The following is a 13,159-nucleotide window of genomic DNA, read 5'->3' as shown; positions in this document are numbered from 1 at the left end:
GGCTCCTGCCGCGCACCCTGCACGCCGAGCGGCCGAGCCCGCACGTCGACTGGTCGGCGGGGCGCGGTGGAGCTGCTGACCACCGAGAAGCCCTGGCCCGCCGGGGGACGCCCGCGTCGGGCCGGTGTGTCGTCGTTCGGGTTCAGCGGCACCAACGCGCACGTGATCGTGGAGGAGCCGCCCGCGACGCCCGCCCCGCCGACCGGGCGCGGGCGGTCCGTGCCGTGGGTGCTGACCGCCCGCACCGAACCGGCGCTGCGGGAGCAGGCCCGGCGGCTGTCCGCCCACCTGGCGGCCCATCCCGGGGTCCGGCCGAGCGACGTCGCCTACTCGCTGCTCACCACCCGCGCGCCGCTGGAGCGCCGGGCCGCGTTGACCGACCTGGACGCGTTCACCGGAGTCGTGGACAAGCCCGTCGACGGGAAGGTGGCGTTCCTGTTCTCCGGGCAGGGCAGCCAGCGGGCGCGGATGGGCGTCGCGCTGCACGCCGAGTTCCCCGTGTTCGCGGCGGCCTACGACGACGTGCTGACGCGGCTGGGCGTGCGCGACGCGGTGTTCGCCGGCGAGTCCCTCGACCGCACCGACCTCGCGCAGCCCGCGCTGTTCGCGCTCGAAGTGGCGCTGTTCCGGCTGGTGGAGTCGTGGGGTGTGCGACCGGACTTCCTGGCCGGGCACTCGGTCGGCGAGATCGCCGCCGCCCACGTGTCCGGCGCGCTGTCGCTGGACGACGCGTGCGCGCTGGTGCGCGCCCGCGGCCGGTTGATGCATGCCCTGCCACCCGGCGGCGGGATGGTCGCGGTCGCCCTGTCGGAGGACGAGGTGCGGCCGCTGCTGTCCGACCGGGTGGGCATCGCGGCGGTCAACGGACCGCGCGCGGTGGTGGTGTCCGGCGACGAGACGGCGTTGGCGGTGTTCACCGGGCGGCGGCTGCGGGTCGGCCACGCGTTCCACTCGCCGCTGATGGACCCGGTGCTGGCCGAGTTCCGCGCCGTGGTCGACGGGCTGTCCTTCGGCGAGACCGCCATCCCGGTGGTGTCGACGCTGACCGGCGCGACCGCCGAGTTCTCCGCCGAGCACTGGGTGCGGCACGCCCGCGAAACCGTGCGGTTCCACGACGCCATGACCCGCCTGACCGCCGAAGGCGTGCGGACGTTCCTCGAACTCGGCCCGGACGGCACGCTCGCCGCGCTGGCCGACGACGTGATCCCGCTGCTGCGCGGTCGGCTCGCCGAACCGGAGGCCGTCGGCCAGGCCGCCGCGCGACTGCACCTGCGCGGCGTCGGCCCGGACTGGCACGCGTTCTTCGCCGACAGCGGCGCGCGGGCCGTGGACCTGCCGACGTACGCGTTCCAGCGGCGGCGGTTCTGGCTCGAAGCGCCCCCGACGCCGTGGCTGGACGACGGGATCGAGTCGGCCGAGTCCGACGACGTGCTGCACCTCGGCACGATCTCGACGGCCGACGCGCCGTGGCTGGCCGACCACGTCGTCGGCGACGCCGTGCTGCTGCCCGGCACCGCGTTCGTGGAGCTGGCGCGGCAGGTCGGGGCCGGGCGGCACCTGGCGGAGCTGACGCTGGAGGCGCCGCTCCCGCTCACCGGCCCGGTCCGGGTGCAGGTGGTCGTCGGCGCCGAGGGCCGGTTCACCGTGCACGCGCGGACGGACGGCCCGTGGACCCGGCACGCGTCCGGGACGTTCGGCGGCACGCCGGCCGCGCCCGCGCCGCTGGGCGAGTGGCCGCCGGAGGGCGACCTGATCGACGTCGCCGACGTGTACGAGCGGCTCGCCCACGGCCCGGCGTTCCAAGGGCTCCGGGCTGCCTGGCGGGTCGGCGAGGAGGTGTTCGCCGAGGTCGAGCTGCCGGTCGAGGCCGGGCTGTTCGGCGTGCACCCGGCGCTGCTGGACGCCGTGCTGCACGCGGCGGGCGGCTCCGACGAGTTGTTGGTGCCGTTCGCGTGGCACGGCGTGCGGTGGCACGCGACCGGTGCGACGACGCTGCGGGCACGGCTCACCCCGGTGGGCCGGCACGCCCTGTCGCTGGCCGCGTACGACGAGTCCGGCGCGCCCGTGGTCACGGTCGACCAGGTGCGGCTCCGACCGCTGGCCGGGATCCGTGAGGCCGCCGCGCCGCTGTACCGGGTGACCTGGCGGGCGGGCCAGGCGGTCGAGCCGGACGCCACCATCGACGAGCCCACCGTGGACGCCGCCGTGCTCAGGGCGCTGGCACTGGCCCAGGCCGCCGGTGACCGCCTGGTCGTGGACACGCGGGACGACCTGGCGGGCGCGGCGGCGCGCGGGCTGCTCCGCTCGGCGCAGTCGGAGGACCCGGGCCGGATCGTCGTGCTCACCGACGGCCGCGAGCACACCCTCGAGCTGACCCGGGTCCGGGCCGCGGACGCGGTGTCGCCGTTCGGACCCGACAGCACGGTGCTCATCACGGGCGGCATGGGCGCGTTGGGCCTGCTGGTGGCCCGCCACCTCGTCACCGCGCACGGGGTGCGCAGGCTGGTGCTGGCCGGCCGGCGTGGCGGCCCGACACCGGACCTGGACGCCGACGTGACCGTGGTGGCCTGCGACGTGGCCGACCGCGACCAGCTCGCGCGCCTGCTCGACACCCACCCGGTGACCGCGGTCGTGCACTGCGCCGCCGTCCTGGACGACGGTGTGATCTCCTCCCTCACGCCCGACCGGGTCCGGGAGGTGCTGCGGCCCAAGGTGGACGCCGCCCGGCACCTGCACGAGCTGACCGACGTGCCCCTGGTGTTCTTCTCCTCGGTGGCGGGCGTCTTCGGCGGACCGGGCCAGGGCAACTACGCGGCGGCCAACGCCTACCTGGACGCGTTGGCCGAGCACCGCCGCGCGCAGGGGCTGCCGGCCGTCTCGCTCGCCTGGGGACCGTGGAGGAGCGGGCTCGCGGGCGAGGTCGACGAGACCGCGTCGCGCCGCATGGCCGCCGCGGGCCTGCGCCCGCTGTCCGACTCGATGGGGCTGGCCTCGTTCGACGCGGCGCTCACCGCGGGCGCGCCGGTGCTCGCGCCCGTGCTGATGGACCGGCGGCCCGCACCGGCGACGGCCGCGCCGCGAACGGCCCGCGCGGTCGCGGATCTCGCCGACCTCGTGCGGGCGGAGGTCGCGGCCGTGCTCGGGTACGACGAGGTGGAGGACACCAGGGCGTTCGCCGAGCTGGGCTTCGACTCGCTGACCGCCGTCGAGCTGCGCAACCGGCTCGCCGCCGCCACCGGTCGCAGCCTGCCGTCGACCCTGGTGTTCGACCACCCCACGCCGGCGGCGCTCGTCGAGCACCTGCGCGGGACCGGACGCGTCGAGGAGGCGCCGGTCGCCCGGGTGGCCGACGACCCGATCGCCATCGTCGGCATGGCCTGCCGCTACCCCGGCGGCGTCCGGTCGCCGGAGGACCTGTGGCGGCTGCTCGCGGAGGGCGGCGACGCGGTGTCCGCGTTCCCGACCGACCGGGGGTGGCACCTCACCGGCCAGGGCGGGTTCCTGCACGACGCGGCGGCGTTCGACCCGGCGTTCTTCGGCATCTCGCCCCGTGAGGCGCTGGCGATGGACCCGCAGCAGCGGCTGCTGCTGGAGACCACCTGGGAGCTGTTCGAACGGGCCGGGATCGTGCCGGAGTCGTTGCGCGGCAGCCGGACCGGGGTGTTCGCGGGCGTGATGTACCACGACTACGGCTCACGGGTGCGCAACGCGCCCGACGACCTCGCCGGGTACCTGGGCAGCGGCAGTTCGGGCAGCGTCGCGTCGGGCCGGGTGGCCTACGTCTTCGGGCTGGAGGGCCCGGCCGTCACGGTGGACACGGCGTGCTCGTCGTCGCTGGTGGCCCTGCACCTGGCGGCGCAGGCGGTGCGCGGCGGCGAGTGCTCGATGGCCGTCGCGGGCGGCGTCACGGTGATGTCCACACCGGACACGTTCGTCGAGTTCCGCCGCCAGGGCGGTTTGGCGGTGGACGGGCGGTGCAAGTCGTTCGCCGACACCGCCGACGGCACCGGCTGGGCGGAGGGCGTCGGGTTGCTGCTGGTGGAGCGGCTGTCCGACGCGCGCCGCAACGGGCATCGCGTGCTGGCGCTGGTGCGGGGGAGCGCGGTGAACTCCGACGGTGCGTCGAACGGGTTGACCGCGCCGAACGGTCCGTCGCAGCAGCGGGTGATCCGGGCCGCGCTCGCCGCGTCCGGTCTGTCCACTTCGGACGTGGACGTGGTGGAGGCGCACGGCACGGGCACCCGGTTGGGTGACCCGATCGAGGCGCAGGCGTTGCTGGCGACCTACGGCCAGGACCGCTCGACGCCGTTGCTGCTGGGTTCGGTGAAGTCGAACCTCGGCCACACCCAGGCGGCGGCGGGCGTCGCGGGCGTGATCAAGGTGGTGCAGGCGATGCGGCACGGCACGGCGCCCAAGACGCTGCACCTCGACCGGCCCTCGGCCGAGGTGGACTGGTCGGCGGGTGCGGTGGAGCTGCTGACCGAGGCCAGGCCCTGGCCGGCGCACGGCCGGGCCCGGCGGGCGGCGGTGTCGTCGTTCGGGATCAGCGGCACGAACGCCCACGTGATCCTGGAGCAGTCCCCGGACCAACCGGACCCGGCGACCCACGAGGCGGGGCGACCGGACCGGCGGCACCGGTCGGACCAGCCGGAGCCGGTGGGTGGCGGACCGGTGGTGCCCTGGGTGTTGTCCGGTCGGTCGCCGGAGGCGGTGCGCGAGCTGGCGCTCCGGGTGCGCGAGCACGCGGCCGACCTGTCGGTCGCGGCAGTCGGGCGCACGCTCGCCACCGCCCGCCAGGCGTTCCCGTTCCGGGCGGCCGTCGTCGGTGACCGGGCGGCGCTGCTCGAGTCGCTGGACGCGGTGAGCCCCGAACGCGTCGACTCCGGCCGGGTCGGGTTCCTGTTCGCCGGGCAGGGCGCCCAGCGCGTCGACATGGCCCGCGAGCTGCGCGCGGCGTTCCCGGCGTTCGCCGACGCCTTCGCCGCCGTCCGGGCCGAGCTGGACCGCCACCTGGCCCGTCCGCTGGACGACGTGCTCGGCACCGAGGCCGTGCACCGCACCGAGTTCGCCCAGCCCGCGTTGTTCGCGGTCGAGGTGGCGCTGTTCCGCCTCTACGAGTCGTGGGGCGTGCGACCCGACTTCCTGGTGGGCCACTCCATCGGCGAGTTCGCCGCCGCGCACGTCGCCGGGGTGCTGACCCTGCCCGACGCGGCGGAGCTCGTCGTGGCACGCGGCCGGCTGATGCAGGGCGCGCCCGGCGGTGGGGCGATGGCCGTCCTCGCGGCGGCGGAGGACGAGGTCGTGCCGCTGCTCGCCGACGGCGTGGTCGTCGCCGCGGTCAACGGTCCGCTGGCGACGGTCGTCTCCGGTGACGCCGACGCGGTGCGGCGGCTGATCGCGGCACTGGGCCGCAAGGCCACCGGGCTGGAGGTCAGCCACGCCTTCCACTCACCGCACATGGACCCGGTCCTCGCGCCCTTCCGCGACGTCGTGGCCGGGGTCGACCTCCGGTCGCCCGCGATCCCGTTCGTCTCCACCCTCACCGGCAAGCGCGCGAGCGACGAGCTGCGCACGGCCGAGTACTGGACCCGGCAGCTGCGGGAGCCGGTGCGCTTCGCGGACGCCTTGGCGCACCTGGAGAGCGAGGGCGCGACCCGGCTGGTGGACATCGGCCCGACCGACCCGCTGAAGGTCGTCGCGGCGCTGGCGAAGCTGCACGTGCGCGGCGCCGAGGTGGACTGGGCGGCGTTCTTCCCGCCGACCCCGCTCGCGGACCTGCCGACCTACCCGTTCCGGCACGAGCGGTACTGGCTGGACGCCGACGAGGTCACCGCGTCCTTCGACGAGCCGTGGTGGGCCGACCACGCGGTGGACGGCACGCCGATCGTGCCCGGCGCCGCGTTCGTCGACCTGGCGCTGCGGGCCGGCCCGATCGGCGAGCTGACCATCGCCCGTCCGCTCGCCCTGCCCGCCGCGGTCCGCCTCGCGGTCCAGGGCGACACCGTCCAGTGCGTGGCGGGCGGACGACCGCACGCGGTCGGCACCCTCGCGGCGGCCGCGCCGGGTGCGGCGCCCGTCCCGCTGACCGAGTGGCCACCGGACGCCGACGAGGTCTCCCTGACCGGCTTCTACGACCGGCTGGCCGAACTGGGGTTGCGCTACGGCCCGGCGTTCCGCGGGCTCAAGCGCGTCTGGAGGCGCGACGGCGAGGTGTTCGCCGAGGTGGACGTGCCGGTCGACTCGTTCGCGGTCGGGCTCGACGCCGTCCTGCACGCCGGCGCGTTCCTGTTCGAGCCCGACCAGGCGCTGCTGCCGCACGTCTGGCGCGACGTCCGGCGGCACGGCGACGCGCGGATCACCCGCGCCCGCCTCACCCGGCTCGGCGACGCGGAGACGCGCATCGACCTGGCCGACGAGCACGGCCGCCCGGTGGCCGCGGTCGGGTCGCTCGGCTTCGCGCCCCTGCCGGTGGACCTGCCGCTGCACCGCGTCGAGTGGCGGGACGCCGCGCCGAAGGGCGTCGGCGGCGCGGCGATCGTCGAGCTGGACGACACCACGACGGTCGAGGACGTGCTGGTGCTCCTGCAATCCGCCGTGGAACCGCTCGCGGTGGTGGTCAAGCCGACGCTCGCGCACGCCCCCGTGCGCGGCCTGGTGCGGTCGGCCGCCCTCGAACACCCCGGCCGGTTCACCCTGGTCGACACGGACGGCAGCGCGCCGCCGGACGAGGCGGCCGGCCTGGGGGAGCGGGAGGTCCGCATCCGGTCCGGTCGGCTGTCCACACCCCACCTCGTGCCCGCGACCCCGACCGCGCCGGGCCGGCTCACCGGGACGGTCCTGGTCACCGGCGGTTCCGGTGCGCTCGCGGGCGCGCTCGCCGCGCACCTGCTGCGCGCCCACGACGTGACGGAGGTGGTGCTGGCCAGCCGCAGCGGCCACGCGCCCGCGTTGCCGGGAGCCGTCGGCGTCCGCTGCGACCTCTCCGACCGCGACCAGGTCGCCGAGCTGCTGGCGTCCCTGCCGGACCTGAGCGCGGTCGTCCACAGCGCCGGGGTCCTGGACGACGGCACCCTGCACTCCCTGACCCCCGAACGACTCCGCCGCGTCCTGGCGCCGAAGGCCGACGGCGCGCGGCACCTGCACGAGCTGACCGACGTGCCGCTCATCCTGTTCTCCTCGGCGGCGGGCACGCTCGGCGCGCCCGGCCAGGCGAACTACGCCGCCGCCAACGCCTACCTCGACGCCCTCGCCGAGCACCGCCGGGCCGCCGGCCTGCCCGGCGTGTCGCTGGCCTGGGGGCCGTGGGACCTGGGCATGGCCGCCGACCGCAACCGGTTGGCCCGCAACGGCATCGCGCCGCTGTCCACCCGCGAAGGCCTGGCGTTGTTCGACCGCGCCCTCACCGCCGGCGAACCGGTGCTGGTGCCGCTGCGCCGGGTGCGCGTCGAGCAGGCCGTGGCGGACGAGGACGAGCTGACCACCGTGCGACGGGTGGTGGCCGAGGTGCTGGGCCACCGCGAGCCCGTGTCGCCCGACGCGTCGTTGGCCGACCTCGGGTTCGACTCCCTCACCTCGGTGGAGCTGCGCAACCGGCTCACCGCGGCCACCGGGGTCGAGCTGTCCGCGACCGTCGCGTTCGAGCACCCCACGGTCGCCGACCTCGCTCGCCACCTGCGCCCGGAACCCGTCGCCGACGACGGCCTGGTGGCGTTGTTCGACCAGGCGAAGGCGGCGGGCCGGCTCATGGTCGGCATGGAGCTGGTGCGGGTCGCGGCCCGGCTGCGCCCGACGTTCACCAGCGCCGAGCCGCCGCCGCCGATCCGCCTCGCGCAGGGTCCCCGCGTGCCCGCCCTGCTGTGCTTCCCGGCCGTGGTGGCGCTGTCCGGGGCGCACCAGTACGCCCGGTTCGCCGAGCACCTGCGCGGCCGGCGGGACGTGACCGTGCTGCCGCAACCGGGTTTCCGCGCCGGGGAACCACTGCCCGCCACCGTCGAGGCGGTCGTCGAGACGCACCTCAAGTCCATCCCGGACGGTCCGGTGGCGCTGCTCGGGTACTCGTCCGGCGGCTGGATCGCGCACGAGGTCGCGCGTCGCCTGGAGGAGCTGGGCAGGCCGGCCGAGGCCGTGGTCCTGCTGGACACCTACGTGCAGCAGGAGATGACGCCCGAGCTGACCGACGAGTTCGTGGCGGGCCTGTTCGCCCGCCGCACGGACGCCGACGCCACCTCGCTCACCGCGATGGGCGGCTACTTCGAGGTGTTCCAGACCTGGGCGCCGCGCGCGCTCGCCACCCCGACCCTGTTCCTGCGCGCCGAGCGGGTGCTGGCCGGCCGGCCGGCCGCCTGGGCGCACGCGGACGAGTTCCGCACCGTCCCGGGCGACCACTTCACGATCGTCCAGGACCACGCCGACTCCACCGCCGACACCGTGCACGACTGGCTGTCCACCACCGAGGAGCAACGATGACCACCGTGACGCCCGAACTCGTCGCTGCGGCGTACGCCGCCCTGCTGACCGGCGACCGGGCCAAGATCGCCGAGTACTGGTCCGAGGACCTGCGCTTCCACGCGCCGGGACAGCACAGGTTCGCCGGGTGGCACGAAGGGCTCGACTCCTTCCTCGACTACCTCGCCGGCGTCCACGTGGCGTCGGGCGGCACGTGGCAGACCGACGTCCTGCACTCGGTCATCGGCGGCGACCACTCCGTGGAGCTGGTGCGGGTGCACGCCGTGCGCGCCGGCGCGAAGCCGGACAGCACGTCGCCGTTCGACGTCCTGGAGATCACCGGCGCGCAGATCAGCCGGTGGGAGGACGGGAAGGTCGTCGAGGGCACCGCCGGTTACTTCGGCGACGGCGCGACCAACGCCAACCAGTGGTGGTCGCCGATCGGCCCGAACGGCGAACGCCGCGACGTCTGACCGGCGTGCACCTGCCCGCCTGGGGACGGCGACCGGCCGCCGTCCCCAGGCGGGCGCGCCGGGGGAAGGTCGAGGAATCGATGACGTCGTCGTCGAACGCGTCGAACGAATGGCCTGGTGAGACGGCCGGTCGGCTCCGGTCGGGTGAATCGCTGTCCGATTGCGGACAGGCGGGATTGACACGGGAATCGTCCCGAGCCGATGGTTCAGCGGGTCCTCTGGGAGCGTTCCCAGAACGCTGGAAGTCGAAGGGAACGAGATGTCCCGCAAACCTGCCCTGCACGCCCTTGTGGCGGCCCTCGTCGCGGCGCTGGCGTTCGCCGCGGCCCAGCCCGCGTTCTCCTCCGCCGCGCCGGCCGCCGCGAGCCCGGTGCGGATCATGCCGCTCGGCGACTCGATCACCGCCGGTCCCGGCTGCTGGCGCGCCTACCTGTGGGACCGCCTGCAGAAGACCGGCCACACCGACATCGACTTCGTCGGCACCCAGCCGGGCGGCGGGTGCCCGGTGCCGTTCGACGGCGACCACGAGGGCCACGGCGGCTACGCGGCCACCGGCATCGCGGAGCAGGACCAGCTGCCGCCCTGGTTGGCCGCGGCCCGTCCCGACATCGTGCTCATGCACCTGGGCACCAACGACATGTGGGGCAACTTCCGCCCCATCGAGTCCGTCATCGCCGCGTACTCCAAGCTCGTGGACCAGATGCGGGCGAACAACCCGGACATGAAGATCCTCGTCGCGAAGATCATTCCGATGGCCTGCCCAGAGTGCACGCACGTCGTCGCCCTGAACAACGCCATCCCCGGGTGGGCGGCGGCCAGGACGACCGCGCGGTCGCCGATCACCGTGGTCGACCAGTGGACCGGCTTCGACACGACCACCGACACCGGTGACGGGGTGCACCCGAACGACGCGGGCTTCCGCAAGATGGCCGACCGCTGGTACCCGGCCCTCACCGCCGCTCTCGGCGGCACATCACCGACCACCACCACGACCACGACCACGACCACGACCACGACGACGACCACGGTCCCGCCCGTTGGCGCCTGCGCCGCGACCTACCGCGTGGTCAGCCAGTGGAGCGGTGGTTTCCAGGGCGAGGTGACCGTGCGCAACAACGCCACGACGACGACCGCGAGCTGGTCGGCCACGCTCACCTTCGCCGGCGGCCAGCAGCTCACCCAGGCGTGGAACGCCACCGCCGTGCAGAGCGGGACGACGGCGACCGCGCGGAACCTGGGCTGGAACGGCGCCCTGCCGCCGGCCGGGTCGGCGACCTTCGGCTTCCTCGCGAGCGGAACCGGCACGGCCGCGACGGTCGGCTGCACGACGGGCTGACCACCGAGGGCAGCCGACCGCGCTTCCGCGGGCGACGCGCGGCGCAGTGGGCGGGGTCCGCGAACACCTCGATTCACTCGCAGCCAGAATTGCTCGCAGCACGACAGATCAGCTGCGGGCGGAATAGAGGATTCGCGCGCAGATGCCATGGAACTCCGTGCCGCGCAAGCACTTCGCGTGATCGCGTCCACGGTGCGAGACGGATGATCGAGGGAACCGCGTTTCTGTAAGTTCACCACCGGTTCCCCACTTCCGGTTCGGCACGGAGTCCTCCCATGGCGCAGAAAGAACCGCGGCGCGCCGCGTTGTCCGCCACGCACTCGGTCCTGGTGCGCGTGGCGGCGGTGCTCGTGCTGCTCGCGACGTGGGAGGCGCTCGTCCTGGCGGGGTTCTGGCCGCCGGCCGTCCTGCCCGGACCGGTCCAGGTGTGGGACCAGTTGCTCGCCGCCTCCGACAGCGGCAACGGCCAGGGCGGGTACGCGGGCTCCACCGTGGTCGAACGGCTCGGCGTCAGCCTGCGGCGGGTCGGTTACGGCTCCGCCTACGGCATCCTCGTCGGCGTGGGGCTCGGCCTGCTGATGGGCCTGGTCCCGCTGATCCGCGCGGTGGCCGAGCCGTTCGTGACGTTCCTGCGCGCCCTGCCGCCGCTGGCCTACCTGAGCCTGCTGGTCATCTGGTTCGGCATCGACGAGGAACCCAAGGTCTACCTGCTCGTCATAGCCGCCTTCCCGCCGGTCGCGGTCGCCACCGCGGCCGCCGTGACCGGCGTGAACAGGCAGTACGTGGAGGCCGCCCACGCGCTCGGCGCCGGCCGGCTCGGCGTGGTCGGCACGGTGGTGCTGCCCGCGTCCGCGCCCGAGATCCTCACCGGCGTCCGGCTGGCCGTGGGCGTGGCCTACAGCTCCGTCGTGGCCGCCGAGACCGTCAACGGCGCGGACGGCATCGGGGGCATGGTCCTCAACGCCCAGCGCTACAACCAGACCGCGGTCGTCCTGCTCGGACTCGTCGTCATCGGCGTGACCGGGCTGCTCATCGACACCGCCATCCTCGCGCTGCAACGCGCCGTCTCGCCGTGGCGCGGACGGGCCTGAGCGCCGACACCGGGAGCACCACCATGTCCGTCACGCGCAGATCGGTCCTGTCCCTGCTCGCCGCCGCCCCGGTGCTGGCCGCGTGCGGGGTCGGCGGCTCGTCCCCGGCGAAGCCCGGTGAGCGGCAGGTCCGCATCGCCTACCAGAACTTCGCCGACAGCACGCTGCTGGTGAAGGACCAGGGCGTGCTGGAGAAGGCGCTGCCCGACCACCGGATCACCTGGACGTCGTTCGACTCCGGCGCGAGCATCAACACCGCGTTCCTGGGCGGAGCCATCGACCTCGCGGTCATCGGCAGCAGCCCCGCCGCGGCCGGGTTGTGCCCGCCGCTGAACATCCCGTACCAGGTGGTCGAGCTGCTCAACGTGATCGGCGACAGCGAAGCCCTGGTGGTGCGCGAGGCCAGTGGGATCACCGACATCAGGGGGCTGGTCGGCCGCAAGGTCGCCGCCCCGTTCGGCTCCACCGCGCACTACAGCCTCCTGGCCGCCTTCCAGCAGGCCGGCGTCGACCCGGCGTCGGTGACCTTGGTCGACCTGGAGCCGCAGAACATCCAGGCCGCCTGGCAGCGCGGTGACATCGACGGCGCGTACGTGTGGACGCCCGTCCTCAGCGTGCTCCAGCAGGACGGCCTGACCCTCACCGACAGCGCCCGGCTGGCCGCCGCCGGCAAGCCGACGCTGACGTTCACCGTCGCGCGCACGGAGTTCGTCGAGCGCGACGGCGACGTCCTGGACCAGTGGCTGGCCGCCACCGACGCCGCCATCAAGAAGATCAAGGACGAGCCCCGCGTGGTCGCCGAGGCCGTGTCGCGGCAGATCGGCGCGAGCGTGGACGACGCGTTGTCCCAGCTGAAGCAGAACATCTACGTCGACCACGCCGAACAACGCGGTCCCGGGTACTTCGGCGTCGCCGACGCGCCGGGCGCGCTCGCCGAGCAGCTGCGGGCCACCGCCGAGTTCCTGCACGGTCAGCGGAAGGTGGACTCGGTGCCCGACGTGGCGGCGTTCCGCGCGGCCCTGCGGACGCCCCGTGCGTGAGCCGCTGGTGGAGCTGGTCGACGTCGAGCACCGGTACCGGGCCCGGGGGTCCGACGTCCCGGCGCTCGGGCCGCTGGACCTGCGCGTGGACCCGGGGGAGTTCCTGGTCGTGGTGGGCCCGTCCGGGTCGGGCAAGAGCACCCTGCTGCGACTGGCCGGCGGGTTCGAGCGGCCCACGACGGGCGCGGTCCGGGTGCTCGGCGGGACGCCGGTGGCGGGCCGGGACGTCGGCACGGTGTTCCAGCAGCCCCGGTTGTTCCCGTGGCAGACGGTGGGCCGCAACGTCGCCACCGCGCTGCGCTGGGCGGGCGTGCCGCGCGCCGACCGCCCGCGGCGGACCCGGGAGCTGCTCGACCAGGTCGGCTTGGCCGAGCTGGGACCGCGCCGCACGTGGGAGATCTCCGGCGGGCAGCAGCAGCGGGTGGCGATCGCGCGGGCGCTCGCCGCCCGGCCGCGCCTGCTGCTGATGGACGAGCCGTTCGCCGCGCTGGACGCGCTGACCCGCGAGCGGCTCCAAGAGGACGTCCGCTCCCTGACCGACGGCGATCGGGGCGTGGTGTTCGTGACGCACAGCGTGGACGAGGCCGTGTTCCTGGCCAGCCGCGTGGTCGTGCTGTCCGACCGGCCGGGTCGGGTGGCGCTGGACCTGCCCGTTCCGCTGCCCCGGTCCGGGGTGTCGGCCGACGAGCTGCGCGGGTCGGCGGACTTCGCCGCGCTGCGCGGCGAGGTGGCGGGCGCCGTCCGGGCCTCGGCGGTCTGACAGCGAAGGAGAGA

The 13,159-nt window shown here is 74.9% G+C and carries 6 protein-coding genes; all 6 read left to right on the top strand.

Going from position 1 to position 13,159, the window contains the following annotated elements:
* Positions 1-66: 66 nt before the first annotated feature.
* The 6 genes from EDD40_RS43220 to EDD40_RS05320 all read left to right on the top strand — a co-directional run bounded on the left by EDD40_RS43220 (position 67) and on the right by EDD40_RS05320 (position 13,145).
* The gene (locus EDD40_RS43220) at positions 67-8,466 is read left to right on the top strand and encodes a type I polyketide synthase (RefSeq protein WP_123741896.1); all 8,400 of its coding nucleotides are present in this window, start codon (positions 67-69) and stop codon (positions 8,464-8,466) included.
* Positions 8,463-8,918 carry a nuclear transport factor 2 family protein gene (locus EDD40_RS05340; protein WP_123741895.1) on the top strand — a complete coding sequence of 152 codons (456 nt, stop codon included), beginning with the start codon at positions 8,463-8,465 and terminating at the stop codon, positions 8,916-8,918. Before EDD40_RS43220 ends, EDD40_RS05340 begins: the two co-directional genes overlap by 4 nt.
* A 259-nt stretch (positions 8,919-9,177) precedes the next feature.
* On the top strand, positions 9,178-10,254 hold the full coding sequence (locus EDD40_RS05335) for a cellulose binding domain-containing protein (RefSeq protein WP_123741894.1): 1,077 nt from the start codon (positions 9,178-9,180) through the stop codon (positions 10,252-10,254).
* Positions 10,255-10,529: 275 nt separating this feature from the next.
* On the top strand, positions 10,530-11,345 hold the full coding sequence (locus tag EDD40_RS05330) for an ABC transporter permease (RefSeq protein ID WP_123741893.1): 816 nt from the start codon (positions 10,530-10,532) through the stop codon (positions 11,343-11,345).
* Between the two features lie 23 nt (positions 11,346-11,368).
* A complete protein-coding gene (locus tag EDD40_RS05325) occupies positions 11,369-12,385 on the top strand; it encodes a taurine ABC transporter substrate-binding protein (RefSeq protein ID WP_123747783.1) in 1,017 nt (338 codons plus the stop codon).
* Complete coding sequence (locus tag EDD40_RS05320) at positions 12,378-13,145, top strand: ABC transporter ATP-binding protein (RefSeq protein WP_123741892.1); 768 nt, start codon at positions 12,378-12,380, stop codon at positions 13,143-13,145. The genes EDD40_RS05325 and EDD40_RS05320 overlap by 8 nt, the downstream gene beginning before the upstream one ends.
* Positions 13,146-13,159 lie beyond the last annotated feature (14 nt).

The sequence above is a fragment of the Saccharothrix texasensis genome, from assembly GCF_003752005.1.
GTDB lineage: Bacteria > Actinomycetota > Actinomycetes > Mycobacteriales > Pseudonocardiaceae > Actinosynnema > Actinosynnema texasense.
The sequence above is the reverse complement of the archived record's forward strand: the minus strand, read 5'-3'. Positions and strand labels throughout refer to the sequence as shown.

Bases quoted from the DNA above. Each gene is read 5' to 3' on its own strand.
- EDD40_RS05340 (WP_123741895.1), top strand. From the start codon at position 8,463: ATGACCACCGTGACGCCCGAACTCGTCGCTGCGGCGTACGCCGCCCTG.
- EDD40_RS05325 (WP_123747783.1), top strand. From the start codon at position 11,369: ATGTCCGTCACGCGCAGATCGGTCCTGTCCCTGCTCGCCGCCGCCCCG.
- EDD40_RS05335 (WP_123741894.1), top strand. From the start codon at position 9,178: ATGTCCCGCAAACCTGCCCTGCACGCCCTTGTGGCGGCCCTCGTCGCG.
- EDD40_RS05330 (WP_123741893.1), top strand. From the start codon at position 10,530: ATGGCGCAGAAAGAACCGCGGCGCGCCGCGTTGTCCGCCACGCACTCG.